Source organism: Janthinobacterium aestuarii, from assembly GCF_051380835.1.
Taxonomy (GTDB): domain Bacteria; phylum Pseudomonadota; class Gammaproteobacteria; order Burkholderiales; family Burkholderiaceae_D; genus Janthinobacterium; species Janthinobacterium aestuarii.
Window position 1 is genome coordinate 332,607 of the sequence record NZ_JBNYXU010000002.1, and the last position, 25,791, is coordinate 358,397.

Annotated in this window: 19 protein-coding genes; 8 read left to right on the forward strand and 11 right to left on the reverse strand. The window is 64.2% G+C overall.

Features of this window, described 5'->3' with window-relative positions; all coding sequences use genetic code 11:
* Position 1 precedes the first annotated feature (1 nt).
* Both otsB and ACQ4WO_RS07700 read right to left on the reverse strand, forming a co-directional pair.
* A complete protein-coding gene (gene otsB, locus ACQ4WO_RS07695; RefSeq protein WP_436480898.1) occupies positions 2 to 763 on the reverse strand; it encodes a trehalose-phosphatase in 762 nt (253 codons plus the stop codon).
* On the reverse strand, positions 763 to 3,027 hold the full coding sequence (locus ACQ4WO_RS07700; RefSeq protein WP_436480899.1) for an alpha,alpha-trehalose-phosphate synthase (UDP-forming): 2,265 nt from the start codon (positions 3,025 to 3,027) through the stop codon (positions 763 to 765). The genes otsB and ACQ4WO_RS07700 overlap by 1 nt, the downstream gene beginning before the upstream one ends.
* Positions 3,028 to 3,284: 257 nt before the next feature.
* Between ACQ4WO_RS07700 and ACQ4WO_RS07705 the strand changes: the two genes are divergently transcribed.
* From ACQ4WO_RS07705 to ACQ4WO_RS07720, 4 genes are all read left to right on the forward strand, one after another.
* The gene (locus ACQ4WO_RS07705) at positions 3,285 to 4,400 is read left to right on the forward strand and encodes a mechanosensitive ion channel family protein (protein WP_436480900.1); all 1,116 of its coding nucleotides are present in this window, start codon (positions 3,285 to 3,287) and stop codon (positions 4,398 to 4,400) included.
* A gap of 51 nt (positions 4,401 to 4,451) precedes the next feature.
* Positions 4,452 to 5,747 (forward strand): cation:proton antiporter, encoded by a 1,296-nt coding sequence (locus ACQ4WO_RS07710; protein WP_436480901.1) that lies wholly within the window; start codon positions 4,452 to 4,454, stop codon positions 5,745 to 5,747.
* Between the two features lie 109 nt (positions 5,748 to 5,856).
* Positions 5,857 to 7,038, forward strand: coding sequence for a serine hydrolase domain-containing protein (locus tag ACQ4WO_RS07715; protein WP_436480902.1), 1,182 nt, complete (start codon positions 5,857 to 5,859; stop codon positions 7,036 to 7,038).
* Between the two features lie 91 nt (positions 7,039 to 7,129).
* Entirely contained in the window at positions 7,130 to 7,300 is a 171-nt protein-coding gene (locus tag ACQ4WO_RS07720; protein ID WP_436480903.1) for a hypothetical protein, read from the forward strand.
* On the opposite strand, the gene ACQ4WO_RS07725 is transcribed toward ACQ4WO_RS07720, so the two are convergent.
* Entirely contained in the window at positions 7,297 to 7,680 is a 384-nt protein-coding gene (locus ACQ4WO_RS07725) for a YkvA family protein (RefSeq protein ID WP_046685558.1), read from the reverse strand. The two genes, ACQ4WO_RS07720 and ACQ4WO_RS07725, sit on opposite strands and share 4 nt — an antisense overlap.
* A gap of 92 nt (positions 7,681 to 7,772) precedes the next feature.
* Here ACQ4WO_RS07725 and ACQ4WO_RS07730 point away from each other — a divergent pair, with 92 nt between their 5' ends.
* Positions 7,773 to 8,888 carry a DNA topoisomerase IB gene (locus ACQ4WO_RS07730; protein WP_436480904.1) on the forward strand — a complete coding sequence of 372 codons (1,116 nt, stop codon included), beginning with the start codon at positions 7,773 to 7,775 and terminating at the stop codon, positions 8,886 to 8,888.
* On the opposite strand, the gene ACQ4WO_RS07735 is transcribed toward ACQ4WO_RS07730, so the two are convergent.
* On the reverse strand, positions 8,842 to 9,072 hold the full coding sequence (locus ACQ4WO_RS07735; protein WP_139091840.1) for a hypothetical protein: 231 nt from the start codon (positions 9,070 to 9,072) through the stop codon (positions 8,842 to 8,844). The two genes, ACQ4WO_RS07730 and ACQ4WO_RS07735, sit on opposite strands and share 47 nt — an antisense overlap.
* Before the next feature lie 265 nt (positions 9,073 to 9,337).
* Here ACQ4WO_RS07735 and ACQ4WO_RS07740 point away from each other — a divergent pair, with 265 nt between their 5' ends.
* Positions 9,338 to 12,721, forward strand: a complete 3,384-nt coding sequence (locus ACQ4WO_RS07740) for a hypothetical protein (RefSeq protein WP_436480905.1) — start codon at positions 9,338 to 9,340, stop codon at positions 12,719 to 12,721.
* A 6-nt stretch (positions 12,722 to 12,727) separates the two neighbouring features.
* On the opposite strand, the gene ACQ4WO_RS07745 is transcribed toward ACQ4WO_RS07740, so the two are convergent.
* From ACQ4WO_RS07745 to ACQ4WO_RS07760, 4 genes are all read right to left on the reverse strand, one after another.
* Positions 12,728 to 13,543 (reverse strand): ferritin-like domain-containing protein, encoded by an 816-nt coding sequence (locus tag ACQ4WO_RS07745; RefSeq protein WP_436480906.1) that lies wholly within the window; start codon positions 13,541 to 13,543, stop codon positions 12,728 to 12,730.
* Positions 13,544 to 13,586: 43 nt separating this feature from the next.
* A complete protein-coding gene (dsdC, locus tag ACQ4WO_RS07750; RefSeq protein ID WP_436481178.1) occupies positions 13,587 to 14,510 on the reverse strand; it encodes a DNA-binding transcriptional regulator DsdC in 924 nt (307 codons plus the stop codon).
* The gene (dsdA, locus tag ACQ4WO_RS07755) at positions 14,510 to 15,841 is read right to left on the reverse strand and encodes a D-serine ammonia-lyase (protein ID WP_436480907.1); all 1,332 of its coding nucleotides are present in this window, start codon (positions 15,839 to 15,841) and stop codon (positions 14,510 to 14,512) included. Before dsdA ends, dsdC begins: the two co-directional genes overlap by 1 nt.
* A 118-nt stretch (positions 15,842 to 15,959) precedes the next feature.
* Positions 15,960 to 16,697: an NYN domain-containing protein gene (locus ACQ4WO_RS07760; protein ID WP_436480908.1), complete on the reverse strand. Its 738-nt coding sequence runs from the start codon at positions 16,695 to 16,697 to the stop codon at positions 15,960 to 15,962.
* 225 nt (positions 16,698 to 16,922) lie between these two features.
* Between ACQ4WO_RS07760 and ACQ4WO_RS07765 the strand changes: the two genes are divergently transcribed.
* On the forward strand, positions 16,923 to 17,147 hold the full coding sequence (locus ACQ4WO_RS07765) for a hypothetical protein (protein ID WP_436480909.1): 225 nt from the start codon (positions 16,923 to 16,925) through the stop codon (positions 17,145 to 17,147).
* A gap of 144 nt (positions 17,148 to 17,291) precedes the next feature.
* Here ACQ4WO_RS07765 and ACQ4WO_RS07770 read toward each other — a convergent pair whose 3' ends face one another.
* The 3 genes from ACQ4WO_RS07770 to ACQ4WO_RS07780 form a co-directional block, all read right to left on the reverse strand.
* Positions 17,292 to 19,379: a TonB-dependent receptor gene (locus ACQ4WO_RS07770; RefSeq protein ID WP_436480910.1), complete on the reverse strand. Its 2,088-nt coding sequence runs from the start codon at positions 19,377 to 19,379 to the stop codon at positions 17,292 to 17,294.
* Positions 19,380 to 19,462: 83 nt separating this feature from the next.
* Positions 19,463 to 19,858, reverse strand: a complete 396-nt coding sequence (locus ACQ4WO_RS07775; RefSeq protein WP_436480911.1) for a DUF2946 domain-containing protein — start codon at positions 19,856 to 19,858, stop codon at positions 19,463 to 19,465.
* A 66-nt stretch (positions 19,859 to 19,924) separates the two neighbouring features.
* Positions 19,925 to 22,069, reverse strand: coding sequence for a TonB-dependent siderophore receptor (locus ACQ4WO_RS07780; protein ID WP_436480912.1), 2,145 nt, complete (start codon positions 22,067 to 22,069; stop codon positions 19,925 to 19,927).
* Positions 22,070 to 22,316: 247 nt separating this feature from the next.
* On the opposite strand from ACQ4WO_RS07780, the gene ACQ4WO_RS07785 reads away from it, so the two are divergent.
* Positions 22,317 to 25,787 carry a DUF748 domain-containing protein gene (locus tag ACQ4WO_RS07785; protein ID WP_436480913.1) on the forward strand — a complete coding sequence of 1,157 codons (3,471 nt, stop codon included), beginning with the start codon at positions 22,317 to 22,319 and terminating at the stop codon, positions 25,785 to 25,787.
* The last annotated feature ends 4 nt before the right edge of the window (positions 25,788 to 25,791 follow it).

The following is a 25,791-nucleotide window of genomic DNA, read 5'->3' on the forward strand; positions in this document are numbered from 1 at the left end:
GCTACTCCTTGAACGGGGATACGGACGCGGCCAGCAATACGGTGCGCAGCACGTCCGGGCTGGCCAGGCGCAGGCTGGCGGCGCTGGGGCCGCTGCCCACTTTCACGCCCTGCCCCCCGATTTGTTGAACATAGGCAAAGCCTGCCTCGTCGGTGGTATCGTCGCCCGCGAACACGGGCCGGCGTCCCTTGAACGGCGCCTCGGCCATGAAGGCGGCGATGGCGCCGCCCTTGTCCGTGGCGGCCGGCTTGGCTTCCAGAACCATTTTGCCATGCAACAGCAAAAGACCGGGGCACGCTTGCACGGCCAGCGTCATTTCCTGCAAGCACAGCTGCTCCAGTTCCGGCGCCAGCCGGTAATGCAGGGCCACGGCGCCGCGCTTGTGTTCCACCAGCAAGCCGGGGTACATCGCCGCCAGCGCGCGGGCATGCGCCAGCACGAGCGATACGTCGGGCGTGGCCGCCACATGCCGTGTGCCGTCGGCGCCGCGCCGCTCCACGCCATGCACGCCGGCCACGGGCAGGATCAGGGGCGCGAGCATGGCGTCGATCTGCGCCACGGGGCGGCCGGAAACGAGGGCCAGCGCGCCGCCATGCCAGCGCGCCAGCAGCATCAGCGCGTCGACCACGCCCGCTTCCAGGCGCACGCCGTCGGGCGTGGGCGCCAGATCGACCAGGGTGCCGTCGAAGTCGAAAAAGACGGCGCTGCCGGGCGCACTCAGCAGTTGCAGCAAGGCTGCGCTATCGTCAGGAATCTCCGCCATCAGATCCCCTTGCGCCGCTTGATGCGGCTGTGGGCATCGATCTTGGTCATGACCTTGTCGCGCTGGCGCAAACGGGCCGCATCGAGCAGCATGCGTCCGGCCCACCGGTAGACATTGAAATGTTTCACACGGGCCCGCATGCTCTTCATGCGCTCGCGCTGTTCCACGGGCGGCATCACGAGAGCGCGGTACAGGGCGTCGGCGCCCTGCTCGATATGGTAGGGGTTGATGATCAGCGCTTCGTGCAGCTCGCGCGCGGCGCCTGTGAATTGCGACAGCACGAGCACGCCCAGCTCGTCATCGCGCGCGGCGATGAATTCCTTGGCCACCAGATTCATGCCGTCATGCAAGCTCGTCACCATGCACACCTCGGAAGCGCGGAAATAGCGCTGCAAATCGTCCTGGCCATGGTGTTCCGCTTTCAGCAGGATGGGCACGTAGTTGCCGCTGCCGAAGCGGCGGTTGATGCGCTCGACCATCTTGCGCACCCGGGCGTCGAAACTCTGGTATTCATCGAGCGAAGCGCGGCTGGGAGCGGCGATTTGCACGAAAGTAAAATTGCCCACCATGCCGGGTTGCTGTTCCAGCATGCGCTCGACGGCCTGGAAGCGCTCGACGATGCCTTTCGTGTAGTCAAGGCGGTCCACGCCGATGCCCAGCAAGTGGTTGGGTGTCACGCCCAGTTCGCTGCGGATTTGCGCGCGGCACGTGGCCACGTCGGGCTGGTCCGGGTTGTCTTCCGGCCAGGCGATGGAAATCGGATAATCCTCGACTTGCGTCATCTCGCCGCCATAGGAAATGGTCGACGCTTCCGGCTCGATGCGCGTTTCCAGGTAGCGGTCCACCGTTTCGAGGAAATTCTTGCGGTGGAATGGCGTGTGGAAACCGAGGATCGTGCTGCCCAGCAAACCGTCGAGGATTTCCTCGCGCCATGGGCAAATGCCGAACGATTCCGAATTCGGCCACGGGATATGCCAGAAGGTAATAATCGTCGCCTTCGGCAAGGCTTCGCGCACCATGCGCGGCAGCAAGGCAAAGTGGTAATCCTGCACCAGCACGACGGGGTTGTCCGTCTTCGCCTCGGCGATCACGGCGTCGGCGAAGCGGCGGTTGACCTTCACATACTGCTCCCAGTCGGATGAACGGAACACGGGACGCACGTGAGCGATATGGCACAGCGGCCACATGCCTTCATTGGCGAAGCCATAATAATAGCCCTGCTCTTCCTCTTGCGTCAGCCACACGCGGCGCAAGGTATAGCTGGGGTTGTCCGGCGGCACGGGCACGTGGTCGAGCTTGTCCACCGTCTCGCGGTCGGCGGAACCTGCGCCATGCGCGATCCACGTGCCGGAACAGGCGCGCATCACGGCTTCCACGGCCGTCACCAGACCGCTGGCGGGACGCTGCACGGCAATACCAGACTCCGTTTTGGTATGGATGTACGGCTCGCGGTTCGACACCACGAGCACCTGGTCGCCCGACAAGTCCGCTTCCAGCAAGGCGCGCAGCTTGTCCGGCGTCCAGTCGGACGACCAGCCGTTATCGCCCTGGCGTTCCAGATGGTATTCCTGCAGCAATTCACGCAAGTCGCCGATCAGCGGCTGCATTTCCGGCGGCGGCGCGGGCGCGGCGGCCGGTGCGGCGGCGGCAACGGCGGGATTGTTCTTCGACAGCAATTCGCCGCGCAGGATGTCCTTGACGGCCGCCAGCCAGCCGCGCCAGCTCAGGTGGGCCACGAACACGGTCATCAGGGAAATCAGCACGGCCAGCACGGCCAGGAAGGCAAAGATAAAACGTTTGGTATCCGTATTGCGGCGCTCGACAAAGCTCATGTCCTGCACCAGCACCAGGCGGCCCAGCTGGGACGCATCCTGCATCACGGGCGTTTCGCTGATATGCACTTGCCCTTGCGGCAATTGCGCCAGGGATTTGTACAAGCCGCCAGTGGAAGGTGTGCTCCAGCAGCCGATGGAAGCGGGGTATTGCGCGGACTGGTACAGCAAATGGCCCGCGTTGTCGCAAAAGCCGATGGCGATCAGGCGCTCGTCGCGCGTGGCGCCCTGGAACAGTTCGCTGATGCGGGTGGTATCCTGCGCGGGCAGGTATTCGGTGAGCGAAGGCCGGAGGGTTCCGGCGAGTAATTCTGCCCGGCTGTCGAGATCGCGCACATACCAGCGCAGGGTGATGTTGTCGAGCAGGGGTACCACAATATAGGCAAACAGTCCCAGCACCAGGGCCAGTGGCAGGATGAAGCGCAAGGACATTCGGAGTGATCGTACTATCATCGTTTTCCTTTGCAAAAACAAAAAGCATGGCAAGTATGACTATGTTTCCACTGCGGCGACGCCCGTTTGCTTTCCGTATTGAAACGTCAACGTGACATGGCGCAGCGCAGCAATTGGTTCCAGTATCCACGTTGACGCAGGTCTTATCCGTTCGGCAACGCACCTCCCCGTTACGCCATCTGCCCGTAAAATACCCGCTTCCGACATCCCCCACCAATCTCAAGGAGTTTTCGCCTATGGATCTCAGCACGTTCCACTCGCTGATGGGAGGCCCGCTGCGGTCGGCGCTGACCGTGCTCGTTTCCGCCCTGCTCGTCACCCTGGTTGCCATCGGCGTGCACCGGGCCGGCATCGGCCTGCTGAAAAGACTGGCCAATGGCCACCCGCTTGCCAGCAACGTCGCGCGCGTGGCTTTCCGCGCCAGCCAGCTGAGCCTGATCGTCTTCGGCTTGCGCATGGTGCTGGCCAGCGCGCCCGACGACACGCCGGGCCTGGTCGCCATGTCGCACCTGGCCAGCGTGGCGCTGATCATCGCGCTGACCTGGCTGACCATGCAATGCATCGAGTCGCTCAGCATCACGATTTCCCAGATCAATCCCGTCGATGCGGCCGACAACCTGCGCGCGCGGCGCCGGATCACCCAGGCCCGCGTGCTGACGCGCAGCGCGCACGCCATCGTGGTCCTCCTGGGCCTGTCCTTCGTGCTGCTGACCTTGCCCGGTGCGCGGCAGATCGGCGCCAGCCTGCTGGCCTCGGCCGGCGTGGCGGGCCTGGTGGCCGGTATCGCCGCCCGTCCCGTGCTCGGCAATTTCATTGCAGGGCTGCAAATTGCGTTCTCTCAACCGATCCGCATCGACGACGTGCTGATCGTCAATGGCGAATGGGGCACGGTCGAGGAAATCAAGGGCACCTACGTGGTCGTGCGCGTGTGGGACGAGCGCCGTTTGATCGTGCCGCTGCAGTGGTTCATTGAAAATCCGTTCGAGAACTGGACGCATACCTCCTCCGAGATCCTTGGCACGGTGTTCCTGTGGCTCGATTTCAGCATCCCGATCGAGCCGCTGCGTGCGGAACTGACGCGCATCTGCGCAGCGGCATCCCAATGGGATGGCCGGGTCTGCACCGTGCAGGCGACGGATTCGAACGAGCGGGCCGTACGCGTGCGTTTCCTCATCAGCGCTGTCGATTCAGGCAAGGCGTTCGAATTGCGCTGCATCGTGCGCGAACAGATGCTGGCCTTTATCACCACGCACTATCCGCACGGCCTGCCCCGCTTGCGCTCCACGCACGACCCCATCGAGCTGCATGGCATGCAGGCGCAGAACGACAGCGTGTCGCTGCACAAAGCATAAAAAAACCGTGCGGCGCGCTGCCCTTGCCCGCGCGCCGCTACAATGGTTCGCATGAGCACCACTGCCTGGTTCATCCTGATCGGTTGCCTGATGCTGGCGCGTGGCCTGGGCGCCGACGGCATCGCGCGCCTGCCATTGACCTCGGCCATGGCTTACCTGGGCGTGGGCCTGCTGCTGGGGCCCATGTTCCTTGGCCTGTTTTCGTTCGACCTGGTGCAGCAAGCGCCACTGCTGGAAACCCTGACGGAAATCGCCGTCCTCATCTCCCTGTTTTCTGCCGGCGTCAAGATGCCCGTGCCCTTCAGCCTGACGCGCTGGCTGCCGTCGCTGCGCCTGGCGTGGCTGTCGATGGCCATTTCCGTGGCCCTGGTAGCGGCCTTCTCGTGCCTCGTGCTGGGCCTGCCCCTGGGCGCAGGCATACTGCTGGGCGCCATCCTCGCGCCCACCGACCCCGTGCTGGCCACCGACGTGCAGCTGCGCCATGCGGGCGACCGCGAGCAATTGCGCTTCATGCTGACCAGCGAAGCGGGTATGAACGATGGCAGCGGCTTTCCCTTCGTCATGCTGGGCCTGGGCTTGCTGGGCCTGCATGAGCTGGGGCCGCACGGGATCACCTGGCTGTGGCGCGATCTGGTCTGGGCCAGCGCGGGCGCCATCGCCTTGGGCGCGGCCGGCGGCGCGCTGCTGGCCTGGCTGGGCTGGCAGGTGCGCGCCAAGGAGCCGAAACACGCGATGCTGGACGATCTGGCGGCCTTGGGCTTGATCGCCCTCGTGTACGGCGTGTCCACGTGGCTGCACGCGTGGGGCTTTTTGGCCGTGTTCTTCGCCGGCGTGGCCTTGCGCCAGACGGAACTGCGGCTGGCCGGCGCGCCGAAAGACCGGCACGGTTTGCTGCAGGCCGAGGAAATCCATGCCGTGTCCGCCGCCAAGCCGCACGACAGCGACGTGACGCTGACCGTCAGCGGCGAATCCCTCGTCTTCAAGGAACATCTGGAACGCCTGTCCGAACTGACCCTGGTGCTGCTGCTGGGCGGCGCCGTCACGGCCGCCGCCTGGAGCTGGCAGGCGTGGAGCGTAGCGCTGTTCCTGCTGCTGGTGGCGCGCCCGGCCAGCGTGATGCTCGGTCTGCTGGCCTCGGGTACCAGCGTGCGCCTGCGCGGGCTGGCCGCCTGGTTCGGCGTGCGCGGCATCGGCTCGCTGTATTACCTCAGCTATGCCATCGCGCATGGCTTGGCGGACGGCATGGCGCGCGAACTGGCCGACATCACCCTGGTCGTCGTCATCCTGTCCATCGTCGCCCACGGCCTGACGGTCAAACCGCTGCTGGAACGCTACTGGCGCAAATAGGCGCCGGCAGCAGCCATTTGTCTCTGCTTCAAAGCAATGTTTTGTCAATCGCCCCTATGCTGGGCGGAAATATTGTTAAGATAATTAAAAATGGCAAAAGAGAGAAGCAATGAAACGAAGAAGCGTGCTGGGACTGGGCGTCTCGATGGCCCTGCTGCAAACGGGCTGCGCCACCGATCCGGCCAGACTGGCGTGGGAAACGGCCTTTGACGGCTTCATGCGCGATGGCCTGGCCCGCACGGAAACGCCGGGCATGAGCGTGGCCGTGGTGCGCGGCGAGCAAACGATTTTCGCGCGCGGCTATGGCTGGGCCGACATCCAGGCCGGCAAGAAGGCCGACGCCAGCACGGTGTTCCATGTCGCCTCCGTCAGCAAGCTCGTCACGGCCACGGCCGTCATGATGCTGCTGGAACAAGGCGCCTTCCAGCTCGACGACAAGGTGGCGGCCTACCTGGACTTCCCGCTCATGCATCCGAAGTTTCCCGATGTGCCCATCACCTTTCGCCATTTGCTCAGCCACACCTCGGGCATTTCCGACGCCGTGTACGAAAAGACGACGACGTTTACCGTCCAGGGCGACCCGCGATTACCGCTGCGCGACTTCGTCAAGGGTTACCTGTCGCGCGGCGGCGCCTGGTATGACGCAGACGTGTCGTTTGCGGCCCGGCCCGGCACGGAATGGCGCTACAGCAATGTCGGCATCGCCCTGCTCGGCTATCTGGTGGGCCGTTTGAACCCCGATGGCCTCGACGCCTTTACGCACGAGCATCTGTTCGAACCGCTGGGTATGGACAGCACAGCGTGGAATCTGGCCGGCTTGCCGCGGCGCACCGTCGTTGCCCAGCCGTATGCGCACAAGGAACCGGGCCTGCAAGCGCTGCCGCCTGTCGGCTATCCGGACTGGCCGGCCGGCCTGCTGCGCAGCTCGGCGCATGACTTTGCCCGTTTCCTGGCCATCTTCAGCAATGGCGGCCGGGTCGATGGCCACCGCTACCTGCAAGATTCCACCCTGCAATTATTTTTTGCCCCGCAAGCGGCCCCCGTCGTGCCTGCCGATTCATCCGTGCGCCAGGCTTTGGTGTGGCTGCTGCGCGACGTCAACGGCAGGCCGCTGGCCACGCACAGCGGCGGCGACCCGGGCGCCGCGTCCGTCGTCTGTGTCGACCGGGCCAGCAAGACAGCCGTGCTGGCCTTCGCCAACGTCAGCGCCGACAAGGAGTTCCGTTCATTCCAGAAAGAAGTCGTGCTGCGCCTGCTGGCCCATGGCGGCAGCGGCGCGCAAGCGCGGTAGGCATGCCGCTTGTGTGAGCGGGCGCACGGTGGCGCCCGGGCAAGAACGTATGCTGTGCTGGTCAGATTTGACACTCAACAAGGAGACCGGCATGACAAACCGCATCGGCAACAAGGACGTGGCGCAGCAGCGCAGCAAGAGTGAAAAAGCCCGCATCAAGGCACAGAACATCGCCAACGAGGCGGTCAAGAAGGCCGAGGCCAGGGCCAAGTACCGCAACGCCGTTAAAGGCCAACCGGGCCAGCCCGCTCTAGCAAGCTAGGCGCCGAACCAGCCGCGCAATTTCTCGGCGGCCCGTTCCTTGACCTCGGCCGTGATGTAGGTGGCGACCGTGGCAACGGCCGCCGCCAGCACGGCCAGGTCATCCGCATAGCCGACCACGGGCGTGATGTCGGGAATCGCATCGATGGGCGAAATGAAATAGCCGAGCGCGCCATAGATGGCCGTCTTGGCCCACAACGGGGTGTTCGGCTGCTGGGCCGCGTAGTACAGCCACAGGGCTTTCTCGATGACTTCGCGTCCCGCCGTCTTGGCGAACTTGACGACCTTGTCCCAGAAGCTGTCATCCGTGTATTTCTTTTCATACTGCTTGTCGGCCTGGGGGGCGTGGTCTTCTTCCAGATTCTTTTTTCTGCCAAACATCTGCTGCTCCTGTCTGCCGCGCACGGCGTTACGAATGCGCACCTTAGCATAACGGCGCGGCAGGTGCGCGGCGTACAAGGTACGCTATATCCATGGAAATATCCGCCACCACCACGGCCCGCGCCGCCGGACTGCGCTACACGGGCGACCATCAAAGCGGCATCGCCCGCCTTGGCAAGTCAGGCAAGTTCCGCTACCGCGACGCAGATGGCCAGATCGTGCGCGATGCCGCCACCCTGGCGCGCATCAAGGCGCTGGCCATTCCGCCGGCCTGGACGAACGTGTGGATCTGCCCGCACGCGAATGGCCATTTGCAGGCGACGGGGCGCGATGCGCGGGGCCGCAAGCAGTACCGCTACCATGCGCGCTGGCGCCAGGTACGTGATGATGTGAAATATGAACGCATGCTCAGCTTTGGCCGCGCCCTGCCCGCCATCCGCGCCGCCGTCGCGCGCGGCATGCAGTTGCCCGGCTTGCCCCGTGAAAAAGTGCTGGCCACCATCGTGCACTTGCTGGAATTGACGATGATGCGCATCGGCAACGAAGAATATGCGCGCACGAACAAATCATTCGGCCTGACCACTCTGCGCACGCGCCACGTGCAGGTCGACGGCAGCGCCGTGGCCTTTCACTTCAAGGGCAAGAGCGGCGTGCGCCACGATATCCGCCTGAGCGACCGGCGCCTGGCCAGGGTGCTGCAGCGCATGCGCGAACTGCCGGGACAGGAACTGTTTCAATATGTCGATGAGGATGGCGTGCGCCACGGCGTCGATTCAGGCGACGTCAACGATTATCTGCGCGAGGTAACGGGCGAAGACTACACGGCCAAGGATTTCCGCACCTGGTCCGGCACCCTGCTGGCCGCGCTGGCCCTGCAGGCGTTCGAACAGGTCGCTTCCGATGCGCAAGCGAAGAAAAACATCGTGCAGGCAATCGAGTCCGTGGCTAAGAAGCTGGGCAACACGCCGACGATATGCCGCAAGTGCTATGTGCACCCGGCCGTGCTGGAATCGTATCTCGATGGAAGTCTGCTGGAAGGCATGCGGGCGCGGGCGCGGCAGCGGATGCAGGACGATTTGCAGGCGCTGGCGCCGGAAGAAGCGGCCGTGCTTGCCTTGCTGCGGCAGCGGCTGCAGGCGCAGGCCGGCAACAAACCGGCGGTCAAGCCTGGCGCGCCGGCTGGGGCTGGCACTGGGCCGACAACGTAAGGGCGTCGCTGCTGCAGACGGGCAAGGCGCCGTGGCCAGCATCGCGCGCCACGGGTGCCGGCACGGCATCGTCCGGCTGCGCCTCGCCCGTATTCATCAAGGTGGCGGCCAGAGTCGAGAACGTAAACAGGCAGATCAGCAGGAATGGCTTGTTGACGTGGATGGACTGGTCTGGCTTTTGCATCGCATACTCCGTCGGACTGGTTGGCTGTTGCAGCATGAACACGATCATCGCGTGTTTCCGCAAGGCATACAATCAGACAGTTTCGACAAGATGGGTAGGACAGCGCTGACAGCGCTCAGCCATAACGTGCCGTGTCGGAAAATTTGACACCTGCTCCGTCCCATTTCCTCCAAGTCCTTGTTTTTACAGCACAATTGATACAGGAACGCTTCCTGCTTGACCTCCTGCCTGGGCACGCTTGGCGCCAGTCTATGGGGGAACGATCATGAGCTTTATCAAACAGGCGCTGCTGGCGCTGCTGCTGTGCGCAATGTCCGCCGCGCACGCCGCCAGCATCGGCTACACGGCAACATCGCTGGGCGGCACGCAGTGGCGCTACGACTATACGGTCAGCAACACCACCTTGGCCGTGCCCATCGAGGAATTCACCTTGTTCTTCAGCGTGGGCCAGTACGCCAACCTGCAGAGCGGCTTCACGCTACCAGGCTGGGACGTGCTGGTGGTGCAGCCCGATCCCGCCATTCCCGCCAGCGGCTACCTCGACGCGCTGGCACTGGTCGGCGGCATCGTCCCCGGCGCCACGCTCACGGGCTTTTCCGTCACCTTCGATTACCTGGGCGCGGGCAGCCCCGGCGCCCAGCCGTTTTCCATCCTCGACCCCGCCTCCTTCATCGAGCTCGAGGCGGGCATCACGCAGCCGGCCGCCGTCGCCCTGCCGTCCACGCCATGGCTGCTGCTGGCGGGCATGCTGGCCATGGCCTGCCTGCGGCGCCGGCAGCTGGCGGGCGCCGCGCTGGCCACGGGGCTGGCTCTGAGCCTGTGCGCCTGCGGCGGGCCGAACGATCCCACGCAGCCGGCCGCGCCAAAGGTCATGCTGGCCGCCGCCGCGACCACCAGCGGCACCACCCAGGCCGCCGGCGACCTGGAAGTGACCTTGCTGGAAAAAGTGGCCGAGCAGCGCGTCAACCGCACGGCCTGGGACTACACCTACCGCGCGCACATCCGCAACAATGGCAGCGAAGCGGCCGTCAACGTGCAAGCCGTGCTGGCCAGCGCGCCTGCAGGCAGCACCATCATCGATGGCGACGTGCTGGCCGGCAGCATCGGCGCGGGCGCCACCGTCACGCCCGCCGACACCATCACCGTGCGCATCGAGCGCAGCATCGCCTTCCAGAGCACGGGCCTGACGTGGACCTTCAGCACCAGCGACGGCATCGTCCTCGACCCCGTGCGGCCCGCGCAAGTGGTCGTGCTGCCGCTGGCCGAACTGGGCTTTCCCGACGGCGCCGACAGCGTCAAGGCCAGCGGCGCCGTCACGGACGTGCTGCTGCAGGACGGCAGCCTGCGCTTTTCCACGCCCGGCGACACGGGTGTCGACCAGCACGCGCAATTTTCCCTCAGCAAGAGCGGCAAGGTCACGACCCTGGACCTGCTGATCCAGACGGCTCTGCCCACAGCCGTGGAAACCTATGTGGAACCACGCGACGACGGCAGCGTACCGACCACCGCGCCCGTGCTGGCCATCGCGGGACTGGGGCCGAACAACCGCCTGCAGCCGGGCGGCCTTGCGTTCCGCCTCGTCGATGCGGTCCCCATGGCCTTGCAGGATGACAGCGACGGTCTGCTGTCCGGCCCGAATGACGTGGCCATCAGCCTCAAGACCTACTGGACGTTCGATGCGGCCAGCGGCACCTTCAGCATCGGCGCCACGGCCATGCAGCAACTGCTGGCATCCTTGCCCAACGGCAGCTACGACCTGAACCTCAATTTCGTCTCGCAGGATGGCGAGTTCACGGCCAGCTATGCCTTGATCGTCATCAAATCCGGCATCGTGCTGCAAGGACAACTGCGCACGCCAGCGGGCGGCAATGCCACGGGACTGGCCGGCAAGAAAATGCTATTGGCCGGCTACAACAACCACCAGCGCCAGGTGGCCGTGGTCGACGCCACGGGCGCCTTCCACTTCGACGGCGTACTGCCCGATACCTACCAGCTGACCTTGAACGACCTGGTCCACCCGAACGTGGTCAGCGTCAGTGCCGTCGTTTTTGAGAACAGCAGCAACGTCAATGTCGACATCGTCTATCCGTATGCAGCAAGCCTGGCCTTGCGCGTCGGGGCGCAGACCTATGCGGCCGGCAGCGTCACGCAAGATGGCGCCGGGCCGCCTGCGCGCGACCTGCCCATCAGCTCCCGCGCCGAGGGCGACGCCACGCCGCAGGATGACGAGGGCAGCAAGACGTTCACGGCCATTGCCGCCGCGCAAAACCAGACCATCACCTCGTCCATCGCCTTCACGGTGCCCAAGGACACGAAAAACGTGGGCGTGAAAATCACCGTCAGCACGGCCGAGTATCCCACCTACACGACGGCGCAAAGCCAGTACAACGATACCTGGTCGTATGCCGTGACGGGGCTGCCCGGCGTCAGCCAGGCCGCCACGGGCGCCGTCAACCAGACGCACTTCACGCAAGGCACCATCGTCAGGACGGAGTGCGTCGACGTCAGCAAGCAGACCCGGACTGGAGCGTTGAGCCTGGGCGGCAACGTCAGCGCCACGAATATCGGCGACAGCGCCCTGGCCACCGTGACGACGGTGGAGCTGAGTCTCGCGTGCAAGGGTTTGAAGGTGACGCAGGCGAAGTTCAGCTCGCCGAACCAGGCCGCCCGCCCCGTGCTGCAGCCGATCAAGCTGACGGGCAATTTGGCGGGGCCGTATGTATCCGTGTCGCAAGGAACGGCCACGGCCACGCATACGCTGCCGCTGGAATTGCACTACACGCCGGCGACGGCAAAGATTACGGAAATCAACATCGGCATATCGTCGGGCGGCGGCACTCCCGCCTTCAGCACGGAGAATTTATTGTCCCAGACTAATACCAAGACTGCCGGCACCGTAAAATTTCCCGGCCTGGTGCTGCCTGCCTTTGCCGGCGCCAAACTCGACAAGAAGGCGGTCGTCACGGTGCGCCTGAAGGGCAGCGTCGACAACGTCGATGCCAGCTCCGACCCCGCCGAAGGGGGGCAAGTGGAGTTCAAGGGCGACACGGCCTACATTCCTCTGTACCTGGCCAACAACGAGGCGACGCTGGCGGCGCGGCGCTACGGCACGCGCGATGCTGGCGGCGATTCGTGGGCCACGCGCCTGGCCATCGCCTGGCTGGCGGGCAAGGCTTACCGTTTCGACGACATCAGCGGCCAGCACGTGACGCAGACGGCGACTGGCCGCTCCATCCTCGGCCACAGCGGCCACAGCGACGGCCAGCAGATCGACTTGCGCTACGCGGACGGCGCGGGTGGCTACACGGACGCGCTGGGCGGCCAGAACTATGGCGCAGCCATTCAAAATCTGATCAATGCCGCCAAGGCGGAAGTGGTGGCCAACCCCGCGCAAAAGCCGAAACTGGCAGCCCTGCTGGCGTGGATCGCGGCAAACCGGGCTGTGCTGGCCCTGGAAGCGGCGCAGGCCAGTACGCGCGTGATCTACATCGGCCCCAGTTTCATCAAGCGGGCCCTCGTCGATGGGCGTTTTTCCGCCGCCACTACCGACCATATCCCCGGCGCTGGCGCCTGGACCAAGCCGACAAAAGTGCACATCGAGGCGGGACACCTGAGCCACTGGCACATCAGCATCACGGCCCATCCGTAAGCATGGTCAGGCGGGCAGATCGGACAGTTCCAGCTCCGAAAACCCCGCCCGGCGCCGCGCTTCCAGGTTGAACGGGCCGCGCAGGGTCGGGGCTTCGTAGCGCAGCGCCAGCTCGGCATAGGTGGCGCGCAATTCCAGGCCCCTTTGATCGCATAGGTAGCCATACCAGCGGTTGCCGATTTCCACGTGCCCCACTTCATCGCGCAGGATGATGTCGAGGATGGCGGCAGCTGCCATGTCGCCCGCCTGCGCCAGTTTGGCGCGCAGCGGCGGAATCGCATCGAGCCCCCGCGCTTCCAGGGTGCGCGGCACGAGCGCCATGCGCGCCAGCACGTCGCCGCGCGTCTTGTCGACCATTTCCCACAGGCTGTCGTGGCCGGGAAAATCGCCATACGTGTGGCCCAGCACCTGCAGGTGCGCCTGCAGCATGGCAAAGTGCGTGGCCTCCTCTTTCGCCACGCGCAGCCAGTCCGTGTAGTAGTCAAAGGGCAAATCCGGGAAGCGCCACAGCGCGTCGAGCGCCAGATTCATGGCATTGAACTCGATGTGCGCGAGCGCGTGCACGAGCATGGCGCGCCCTTCCGGCGTGATCATCGACCGCCGCCCCACCAGCCGCGGCGGCACCAGCTCCGGCCGTTCGGGACGGCCCGGCACGGTGCCGGTCGGCGCCAAAGTCGCTTGCGCATCGAGCGCAAGCTGTGCCTCGGCCATGGCCGCCACCATCGCCACCTTCGTTGCCGGGTCCGGCTCGAGCAGGCAGGCGAGCGCAGTCGTGCGCAATTCCTGTGGCGGCGTGGGGGTCAGTGGGGATGATGCGTGCATGGTGCTTCCTTCGTGCGCTTTCTTGAACAAGGCGCGCAGTGTATCAAATCGCCTGCCCCAGCAGCCAATCAAACAAGGCCTGCACTCTTGCCGGCAGCGCGGCGCGTCCGCTGTGCACGAGGTAATACGCCTGCGGGCTGGGCAAGGCAAAGCCGCCAAACGGCAGGATCAGCTGGCCGCTATCTAGCCACAGCTGCACCAGCTGGCGCCTGCCCATGGCCACGCCCGCGTGGTGGATGGCCGCCTGCGCGCACAGGTCGGCGCGGTCGAAACGCAGGTTGCGCGCGGGCAAGGTCACCTCGGGCGCCTGCAAGTTCAGCCACAGCCGCCACTCGGCATCGGGCGCGCAGGCGGGCCAGGCCAGGGTGTCGTGCAGCACCGTCGCGTCGCGCAAGTGTTGCGGCATATCAAGCAAGCCATGGTCGCGCGCATAGTCCGGACTGCAGACGGGCGCCAGCCATTCGCCCATCAGCTTGCGCGATGCCAGGCCGGGAAAGTTGCCGTCGCCGTAATGCAAGGCCAGGTCGACCTGTCCCGCGCGAAAGTCGACGGCGTCGTTCCCCACACGCAAATCAATCGACACGTCCGGATACTGCGCGGCGAATCCCGCCAGGCGCGGCACGAGCCAGCATTGGGCGATGGACGGGCGCGCATGCACGGTGATGCTGCCCGTGAGCGCATCGCCGCCGGACAGCGCCGCACGCAAGCCATCCCAGCCGATTTGCAGAGCGGCGAAGATGCGCTCGCCGTCCTGTGTCAGTTTTACCTGTCGCGTCAGACGCTCGAACAAGCGCATGCCCAGGCTCGCTTCCAGCCGCGCAATGCGGTGGCTGACGGCGCTGGGCGTGAGCGCCAGTTCCTGCGCGGCCAATGCGAAGCTGGCATGGCGCGCCGCCACGAGAAACGTGTGCAGGTTGGCGAACTGGCTGGCCGTCAGCGTCGCCATGCGCGCCGCGCCGGGCGGCATCAAGCGGCGCCAGCCGCCAGCAAGGCGCGGCCGCGCGCCACGTAAGCGGCCATTTCCTGCTCCGGCACCATGCTGCCGCCCGTGCCCCACACCAGGTGCGTGGCCGTTTCCAGGTGCCGCCGGTATTGCGGCGCGGCCAGCACGGCAGGAATGCCCGCGAAACCGGCCACGGCCGAGGGTTCCAGGCGCAGCTGCTCCGTCTGCTCCAGCGTCGCCAGCAAGCGGTACAGTTCTTCATCCGTGACGGTGGCGTAACCGTCGATCAGCCTTTGCATGGCGCGTCCGACGAAGCCCGACGGGCGACCCACGGCCAGACCATCGGCGGCCGTGAGGTTGTCGATGCCGATCTCCTGCACGCTGATCCCATCATGCAAGCCCGTGTACACACCCAGCAGCATGCATGGCGAATGGGTCGGCTCGACGAAGATGCAGTGGACATCGTCGCCAAAGGCCAGCTTCAAGCCAAAGGCCACGCCGCCGGGGCCGCCGCCCACGCCGCACGGCAAGTACACGAACAAGGGGTGCTGCGCATCGACCGTGACGTTCTTTGCGGCGAACTGGGCCTTCAGGCGTTCGCCCGCCACCGCGTAGCCGAGAAACAGGTCATACGAGTTTTCATCGTCGACGAAGTGGCAGGTGGGATCGTTTTCCGCCTGCTTGCGCCCCGCTTCCACGGCCACACTGTAGTCGGTCGCGTACTCGACGACGGTGACGCCGTGGCTGCGCAATTTGTCCTTCTTCCATTGCCGCGCATCGGCCGACATGTGCACGGTGGCGCGAAAGCCAAGGCGCGCGCTCATGATGCCGATCGACAAACCCAGGTTGCCCGTGGAGCCGACGGCGATCGCATACTGGCCGAAAAACGCCCGTACGGCGTCGCTGGCCAGCAGGCTGTAATCATCGCCCTCCTTCAGCAAGCCGGCGTCCAGCGCCAGCATTTCCGCGTGTTTCAGCACTTCATAGATGCCGCCGCGCGCCTTGATCGAGCCGGAAATCGGCAGATGGCTATCCTGCTTGAGCCACAGCTGACCGCTTGTCATGTCTAACGCCAAACCTGGTGCCGCCTGCATGGCCGGCAACGGCACGACGGGCGACTCGATGACGCCGCCGCTGGCCTGCGTTTCCGGGAAAGCCCTGGCCAGGTAGGGCGCAAAACGTTCCAGGCGCGCGCTGGCCTGCGCCACATCATCAGCCGTCAAGCCTGCGTCTTTCAGGCCCTCGGCCGCCGGCGCAATGCCGGGATTGAACCAGCTCAAGGGCTGCAAGGCCATCAGTTCTGTAATCAGGGGAAATTTTTCGCGCAGCGCGACGATGGCGGAAGTGGGCAGCATGTCAACCTCGAGAAGGAACAAACCATGATTAGACCGCATGCGGGCGCCGCTGGCAAACGATGGTTGATCAGGCAATGGGTGACGGGGGATCATGTGTCATGATGGCCCGGCTGCTTCCCTATTTCAATTTAATGTACAGATGCATGGCAGGATTCTTTTCGCTTTGAACTTCTTTGACTTCAACGAAAGGAAGGCGGCGCACCAGCTCACTCAATTTCTGGCAGCCATAGTGGCGCGGATCGAAGGCCGGGTTATTTTTCAGGATCAGACTGCCGACGCCACTCAAGGAGGCAAAACCGTCATCGCGCGCTGCGGCGATAATCGCCTTGCGCAGCACTTCCCGCGTATCCGCGTCGAGGGAGACAGGGGCCAGCCCATGTAACGGTTTTTGCTGCTTTTCTGCCAAAGGAGGCGGTGTTACCGGCCGCAAGATCTCCGTATAAACAAACTTGTCACAGGCGGCGACAAAGGCTGGCGGCGTCTTTCTTTCACCAAAACCATACACAGCCAGTCCTGATTCGCGAATCCGCGTTGCAAGGCGCGTGAAATCACTGTCGGACGATACAAGGCAAAAGCCGTCCAGCTTTTCCGAGTGCAGCAAATCCATGGCGTCGATGATCAGCGATGAATCCGTCGAATTTTTCCCTGTCGTATAACTGAACTGCTGGATCGGCTGAATGGCCATCAAATGCAGGATTTCCTTCCAGCCCTTCAAATTGGGTGTCGTCCAGTCTCCATAAGCACGCTTCACCGATGCGGTACCAAAAGTCGATACCTCCGTCAGCAACTCCTTGATGATCGACGCCTGGGCATTGTCCGCATCGATCAGGACGGCCAGTTTGGCATTACTTGTCATATTTTTTTGGCCTCATCAGGTAACCGCCGTTTGATTGCAGTTCCCACTATGCAGCCAAATGTTCCGTCAAGCAATACCGGAACCGATGCCCTATCTCTGACGATAGATAAATTTAATTCCTCAATGCACTATCGATTAAAGAAAAATTTCCACAAAGTCACAAAAATAAGTTATCTTAAAGGCAAATAAAAGGAGACATTTTTTCTCTTTTCTACCGAGGCAAAAATGCGCTCCAAGAACGACAAAGTCACTGCGACGAATATGGATATCCTCGACTGCGCGAGGCAGGACGACTTGACGGCCCAAAAGGTCGAAGTCGGCATTATTTTCCAGGAAATGCTCGACACGGCCACGGCCGCCGCCTACCTCGCCAAGAACAAGGTGCCGATCGCCACCGCGCTGCGCGTGCTGACGGGGTCGCGGCGAAAAAAGAGCGGTGCTGGAAATTGATGGCGCTGTGCCGGATAGCCTGCGAATAACGCTGAAAAAAGCATACCCACATTGTCACGAACACCTCGCGCTCGCCGATGCGGCAATGCCAGCAGGCACCGTCCCTCCGCATCGGCGCAGGAAGGCGCCCGCTGATTGCCCGCCTTAGAACTTCAGCTGCAGCCCCAGATCAATCGACCTGCCCTCGGCCGGCAACGCTTGCAGCGCGCCGCCGTACGCCTTCAAGCCCGATAAATACACGCCGCCCAGCGGATCCGCATACGCGCGGTTGAACAGGTTGCTCACGCCGGCACTCAGGCTGGCCATCTTGCCCAGCGCCACGCTGCTGCGCAGGTTGACGAGCGCGTAGCCGCCTGTTTCCGGTTCGAAGCGGCGCGCGTCGACCTTGTCCTTGCGGGCCACGATCTTCGTTTCGATGCGGTTGCTCCAGGCGCCCAGCTTGTGCTCGACGGCCAGCAAGGCGTTGAACGGCATCATGCGGTACAGGTCGCCGCCATCGCTGCGCTTGCCCCGCGTGTATGCGGCGTTGCCTGTCGTCATGAAACTGCCCCAGCGGGCGCTACTGGCCAGCGGCAACTGCCACGCCAGATTGGCGCCGTACAGCTTGGCGTCGTGGTTGGCAAAGCGCAGCAAATTGCCGTTTGCACCCATTTTCATGTACGGGTGGAAAGATGACAGCACGTCGACGTCGATGTAATTGACGACCTTGCTGTAATATGGGTTGAGGCGCACGAACCAGCCCTCCTCGCCGCCACCATGCCAGTCGGCCGTGAGCGCCGCCGTGTAAGCCGTCTCGGGCTTGAGGTCGATACTGCCCACATAGCCGTTGCCATCGCCAAACCAGTTGGTCATGGTCATGGCCATCGAGCCGCGCCCCCACGAGTAGCGCTCGTACAGGTTGGGCGAACGCACCTTGCGCGCCAGCGCGAATTCATAGCTGCTGGCCGCGTCTAGCGTGAAGGTCGCTTGCGCCGAGGCATCGATATTCGTGTCGCGCTGGCTGCGGCTGCGCGCATTGAAAGCCCTGGCGGCCATCACGTCCGGCATGTTCATCATGTTGGTGCCGTACGATTGCACGTCGCCCGTATCCATGCGCACGGATTCGCCGCGCAAGCCCAGCACGCTCGTCCAGCGCGCATCGTGGCGCGTTTCCAGTTCGCCAAACAGCACGGTGCGGTCGCGCTTGCCGTCGTTGATGTTCAGATAGGTGCGCGGCCCCATCATCATGGAACCGGGCACGGCCGGCCAGTAATCGTCAAGGCGGAAGCCATGCCACTCCTGGCCCAGGCGCAACTCGCCCGCGCTCATGGGCAAGCTGGCCATCAGCGCATAGCCCGTGTTGCGCCCGTGCGTGATCATCGGCATCGAACCTTTGCGCTCGGGGGTAAAGAAACCCATTTCATGGTCCGTCTGCTGCCAGTAGGCACGCGCATCGAGCACGCCCCAGGCAAATGTGCCCTGGTAGGCCAGGTTGGCGAACTGGCCGTGGTTGTCCGTCATGTCCATATACTGGTTGGGAAAACCCTGGTACGGGATGTGCTGCACGCCGGCACGCAGGGTCAGCTGCTGGCCATCGCGCTTCGCCGCCAGCACGATGGACTGGTTGATGCTTTCAAACATGCTGGCCAGCACTTTGTTGCCGTGGCCATCTTCATAGCTGTGACCGCGCGTATAGGCCCCGCTGTAGCCGACGCTCAGGCTGTCGCTGGCGGCCGACGCGTTCGCGCTGGTCGCCACGCTGTTGTTGACGCTGCGTCCCGACATGGCAAAGCTGCCTTGCGTGAGCAGGCCCGCGCCGGGCTGGGCGAACACGGGCGCGTTCGACTGCACTTCGATGGTGCCGCCTATGCTGTCGCCGCCCGCGCTGACGGGTGTCACGCCCGCGATCAGGCGGATGCGCTGCACTTGCTGCGGATCGATGTACGACAGCGGCGCATTCATGTGATTGGCGCAGGCCGACGTCAATTCCATGCCGTCGATGCGTATTTTCAGCCGGTCATCGGCAAAGCCATTGACCACCGGCAAGCCGGACACGCCGCCACCGGCAGCCACGCTGTAGCCGGGCGTGCTGGTGAGCATCAAGGCCGCGTCGGCGGTGGGCCGGTAAGCGTCCCTGACGCCCGTGACGATAACTTTCACTTCAGGCAGGACGGGCATGCCGGCGTCGCTGCGGCTTTGCGCCACGGCGGGCATGGCGATGGCGAGGGAAATCAATAAGGAAAAATGTTTCATGGTGCTGCTTTCTGTCGGATAGGCAAGACGAACGGCCGCCAGCGCGGCGTGGCGCAACGTGGACGTTCACAAGGTGCGAGGAATCAGAAAGCGGCAGGCGGTCCGCGGGGCTGGACGGGCGTCCAGGCAAACAGCGGGGTGGCGGACTGGTAGAACAGCACGGGCAGCAAGCCCGTGATCAGCTCGCCGGAAGCGCGCACCAGGGTCGCGGGGGGAAAGTCGAGGGTGGCCGCATGCATGCTGCAACAAGGGCAATCGCCCACGCGCATGCCACCCGTCGGGGTGTCGGACCCATCCTTGGACAAGGTAGCGGGCAGCATGTTCATGCCGCCCGCTACCGAACAGATCTCGAAGCTGGGCACGGCCCTGCCGCTGGCCACGGTGAACGCGCGCGACAAGGTCGGGGCGAGCGCCGCCATGAAGATGGCGAGACACGCGATCCACAGCACGACGACGGCACGACGTTGACTAATTGGCATGAAGGCATTATAGCCGCCGCCCTGCCGCCAGCCAAGCCCGCAGGTCAAGCCTTCACAGCTCAGGTTTTACAGGTCGACCTTCATCGACAGCTTGATGGCGCGCGGCGCACCGGACGCCAAACGCGTGCCGGCGCCGGCCCAGTAGCGCTTGTCGGCTGCATTTTCCACGTTCAGCTGCCACACGACGGCCTTGTCCATCACGCGGCTCGCATAGCGGGCGCCCGCGCTGAACAGGCTCACGCCGCCGAGGAAGGCCTGGTTCAGGTCGTTGACGGGACGGGCGCTGTAGTAATACGCGCCGCCGTTGACGGACAGGCCCGGCACGGTGTCAAACGCGTAGGCGAGGAAGACGCTGGCCGTGCGTTTCGACGCGTTCTCCGGCGCCTTGCCGTTGTAATCCGCGTTGATGTTGGCAAACTTGGGGTCGAGCAGCTGGGCCGACGTCTGCCACGACAACTGCCGCGTCAGCTTGCCCTGGGTCGACAGTTCCAGGCCACGGTAGCGCTGTTCGCCGTCCGACGTGAACACATTGCTGGTATTCGTGTAATAGCCGGGGCGCGTGATGTCGAACAGGGCCGCAGACAGCAAGGTGCCGCCAGAGGTCAGCCAGCGCGCGCCCAGTTCCTTTTGTTTACTCACGCCAGGCGCCATCTTGACGCCCTGGTTGACCGTGCCCGTCGGGCCCGTTTCACCCTCTTCCAGCCCCCGCGCCGTGGATGCGTAGAACGACAGCTCGGGCGTGGCCTTGTAGATCAATGAGGCCATCGGCGTCGTCTTGCTGACGTCGTAGTGGCTGGCGCCCTGGTCGCTTTGATAGCTGCTGCGGCGCACGCCGATGACGCTTTGCCATTGCGGGCTGAAAACCATGCGGTCGAGCGCATACAAACCCGTGTCGCGCGTGTCGAGCCCGGCCGTCGTCGGCGCCGTTGGCTTGGGGCCGAACACGACAGTCGTCACGGGCACTGGGTTGTACAGGTTTTGCGAGGCGATCGTGTAATTGCTCTGATAAATCGGATCTTGCGATTTGTCCGTGCGCGAGGCGCCCAGGGTCAGTTCGTGAGCGATGGAACCCGTGTTGAAATTGCCGGCCAGTTCCGCGCGCAGCAAGTCCGACGTCATCACGCTGTGCTGGATATTGCCCGTGATGCGGCCCGCGCCCGTGGCCAGCGCGGCCGCGTTGTTCAGGCGGAAGATCGCCAGGCGGCGGTCGCGTGCCGTTTCCGCGTGGCCCGCCTCCACCGTCAAGGCCCAGCCATCGGCGATGGCGTAATCGGCGCGCAATTGCGCATTTTTTGTTTGCGCTTCGAAATTCGACCAGTCCGGGCCGATCAGCTTGCGCGGATCGACGGCGCGCGGCAAGCTGATCACGCCTTTGACAGCCGTGGGCAAGGCGATGCCCGCCTGCTCCGTCACCCTGCGGCGCTCGTACTCGAGGTCGGCCTTGAGCAGCAATTTGTTCGTGACTCTCCAGTCGAGCGCAGTGGAAAGGAAGCGGCGGTTGCCATTGCCGACATGATCGAGGTAGGAACCCAAAGTGCCGCCGGCCGCATTGACGCGCACGCCGAATTCCTGCTGCGCGCCAAAGCGGCGGGCCACGTCGACATTCGCCACGGCACTGCCGCGGTCGTCGACGCTCAGGCCCATGCCGGTGACGGGCTGGCTGCCGGCACGCTTGGTAACGAAGTTGACGACGCCGGCCGGCGACGTAAAGCCGTAGTACAGGGCCGAGGCGCCCTTCAGCACTTCCACCCTTTCCTTGTTTTCCATGGGCACTTGCGAGAAGTTCATGATGGGCAGCGAGCCGTTGAGGCGGTAATTCGTGCGGTTTTCCACGGCGATGCCGCGTATCACCAGCTGATCCCACGTCTCGCCCCCGTTTTGCTGGCGCGTCACGCCGGCCGTATTGCGCACGGCGTCGTACAGGCCGGATACGGCTTGCTGCTCCAGCAATTCGCGCGTGATCACGTTGACGGTCGACGGCACGTCCATGATGCTGGCGCCCCGAAAGCTGCCCGCCTCCGTGGTGAGCGGCACCAGGCCTTGCGCGCGGGCGCCCGTCACCTGCACGGCTTGCATGACTTTCTCATCGCCAGCCGTCGGCTCGTCCTGGCCGCTGGCCGCATTTGCCGCCAGCGCGGCGTGGGAAGCGAAGGCCAGTGACAGGGCTGCCGCCACTGGAAGTAAACGGGTGCGGGGAGTGGCAACAGGCATGGCGTCGGGCTTTCAATTGGAAAATGGGGATAAGCGGAAACTTACGGTTAGCGAACATGATACCGATAATGAGAATCATTATCAAGAAAAGGTGAGTTTGTGTGAGTTTTACAGGAGAAACTAGCTCCCTCTGGCGCCTGTTATCACTTGAACACGTTTGGATTTTGCAGACGAGGCCGCAAAGAGGCATACTGACAGTCACGGCGCGCAAGACGTGCCGCCTAACAAGATACTAAAAGGTAAGTTCGTGAACACAATCGACAACAAAAGCGTGCAGACGAAAACATTTCGCTGGAAACGCTGGCAGCGCTGGGCCCTGGGCACGAGCTGCGCCCTGGCCGCCTACAGCGCGGCCGGCTTCTGGCTGGTGCCCTACGTCATCAAAAACCAGTTACCCAAATTTGCAGAAAAAGAACTCGCGCGCCAGGCCAGCATCGCCGACGTGCGCTTCAACCCGTTTACCCTGCGCCTGGAAGCGGACAAGATTGCTTTCAAGGAAGCGGCCAGCGCAAACAATGCACCGCTGCTATCCATCGGCGCCCTGGCCGTGCAGCTGGAATGGAAATCCATCGTGCGCCGCGCCTGGAGCCTCGCGGAAATCCGCATCACGGCGCCGCAAGCGCAGCTGACGATCACGCCGGACGGCAAGTTCAACCTGGCCGAAGTGCTGGCCACCTGGCAACGCAACCATCCGGAAAAGAGCGAAGGCGGCATGCCGCGCCTCGTCATCGCCCACTTTGCGCTGGAACAAGGCAAAATGGACTGGCAAGACCAGAAGGCCGGTTATGCGGACAACTTCACGCCGATCAACTTTACGCTCGATAATATTTCCACCCTGCCCGACGCCAACGGCAGCTACAGCCTGAGCGCCGATGCGGCGCGCGGCGGCAAGCTGCACTGGCGCGGCACGGCCTCGCTGAGCCCGATCCGCGGCGAAGGCGAACTGATACTGAACGACGCTTCCCTGCCCGGCCTGGCCGCGTATTTGAAAGCCTATACGCGCGCGACTGTCGCCAGCGGCAAGCTGTCGGCGCGCCTGCCCTACGCCTTTTCCTATGCGGACGGCAAGCTGGAAGCGACCGTCAAAGGCGCGGGCCTCGCCTTGCGCAACCTGGCGCTGGTACAAAGTGGCAAGAGCGACGCCTTTACGTCGCTTAATACTTTGGGTATCGCCGGCGTGAACGTGGATCTGGCGCGCCAGAGCGTCACGGTCGACAAGGTCAACCTGGTCGGCGGCAAGGTCGCCGTGCGCCGCGACAGCAAGGGCGAGATCGACGTGGCGAACCTGATGCTGCCCGGCAATCCCGCACCAGCAGCATCTGCCGCCGCCACGCCCGCCGCACCAGCCAAGCCCGGCAAGTGGAAAGTGGACTTGAAACAGCTGGCGCTGGCCAATGTGGACGTATCCGCCATCGATGAAACCGTCTCGCCAGCCTTGCAGCTGAGCGCCAAACAGCTGCAGCTGAATTTGCAACTGGGCTTGCAGCAAGGTCCATCGGGCATGGCCGCCATCATCGACGGCGCACATTTCGGCCTGGCCGACCTCACCATGCAGCGGGGCGCGCAAACGCCGTTCAAGCTGGCCCAACTGGGCTTTACCGACGGCAAGATCGACCTGGCGGCGCATACCGTGCACCTGGGCGCCGTGACGGCCAGCGGCGCGCAGATCGACCTGGCGCGCAACCGCCAGGGGGAATTTGCGATTGCGCAAAAGCTGCCCGTGTTTGCCTCCAGCAAAGCCGACACTGCCAAGGACGCGCCATCCGCGCCCTGGTCCACCAAGGTAGACAAGGTAGAACTGAGCAAGTTCGGCGCCCGTTTCGATGACGCGGGCACGGGCATCAAGGTCAATGTGCAGGATGCGCGTTTGTCGCTGCAAGAGGTCAGCAACGAGATGAAACAGGCGCTGCCGTTCGAGCTGGGCGTGGGCCTGCGCGAAGGCGGCCTATTGACGGCCAATGGCAAGTTCGTGCCGGGCACGGGCGCCGTCGATGCGCAGCTGAATTTGAAACAGCTGGCCCTGGCCCCCGTGCAACCGTTGCTGGCGCAGCACGTAAAACTGAAGCTGGCGGGTGGCGCAGTGTCCGGCAGCGGCCGCCTGACGACGGGCGGCGGCGCGCCGAAAGCGCCCAAGGTCCGCTATGTGGGCGGCGTCGATATCGCCGGTCTCGTGCTCAATGAAACGGATGGCAAGCGCTTTGCGTCGTGGAAAAGCGTGCGCGCCGACAAGCTGACGGCCAGCGTGGGGCCCGATTTTGTCGACATCCCCGAACTGCGCGTGGTGGAACCGAACGCCCAGCTGATCATCGAAAACGACCGCAGCCTCAATGCCCAGCGCCTGCTGGTCAAGGCTCCCGAGCCTGCCACGGCAACGGCCACCGCTCCTGCGGCCTCCGCCACGCCGGCAGCCGACGCCGCCTTCCCCGTGCGCGTGCGCCGCGTGCGCCTGCAAAACGCCAAGCTGGACTTTGCCGACCTCAGCTTGCGGCCCCAGTTCGCCGCCAAGATCTATGAACTCAATGGCGTGGTCACGGGCCTGTCGACGAAACGCGATGCGCGCAGCCAGATCGAACTCGATGGCCGCATCGACGAATTCGGCCTGGCCCGCGTGCGTGGCCAATTAAATCCGTTCGCCCCGACCGACAACACGGACTTGAACGTCGTCTTCAAGAATGTCGACATGGTGTCCGCTTCGCCGTACACGATGAAGTTCGCCGGCTACAAGGTGGCAGAAGGCAAGATTTCGCTGGACTTGCAATACAAGGTGCGCAACCGCCAGCTCGACGGCACCAACCAGATCGTGCTCGACAAACTGACCCTGGGCGAGCGCATCGACAGCCCGGACGCCTTGAAGCTGCCGCTGGAACTGGCGCTGGCCATCCTCAAGGACTCGGACGGGCGCATCGACCTGGGTTTGCCCGTGTCGGGCGACATGAACGACCCGCAATTCAGCTACGGCGCCCTGATCTGGAAAGCCGTGGGTAATGTGCTGACGAAAATCGTCACGGCCCCATTCCGCGCGCTGGGCAACTTGCTCGGCATCAGCGCCGACAAGCTCGAATCGATCGACTTCGACGCGGGCAGCGCCGTGCTGCTGCCGCCCGAGCGGGAAAAGCTCAAGCAGGTGGCGCAAATCCTCGCCAAGCGCGAACAGCTGAAGCTGGCCGTGCCTGGCCAGTACAGCGATACGGACGCGGCCGCCCTGCGCGCCCAGGCCGTGCGCCGCGCCGTCGCCGCCAAGGCCGGCATCAAGCTGGAAGCGGGCGAAGAACCGGGACCGTTGAACCTGGGCGAACGCAAGATACGGGGCGCCCTGCGCGACCTGTACGCGGAACGCTTCGGCAAGGCCGAGCTGGACAAGCAGAAGAAAGCGGCGGAGTCGGCCGCTCCTGCCACAGCGGCCGCATCTGCCAGCGCCACCGCTCCGGCGACGGCAAAAATCCCCGTATTCCAACGCCTGGGCAAGCTGATCGAAGGCGAGCCGCAAGTAGCCGACACGGGCGCCTTCTACAACGGCTTGCGCGAGCAGCTGGAAGCCAAGCAGCCGCTGGCGGCCGACGCCTTGAGCAAGCTGGGCACCCAGCGCAGCGCGGCGATTCTGGCCGCCCTGCAACAGGACGGCACGCCGGCGGCCAGGGTCAGCGCCGGTGCGCCGGAAAAAACGGAGGCCGCGCCGGGCAAGCTGGTGGGTTTGAAGCTGGGATTGGCGGCCCAATAAGGAG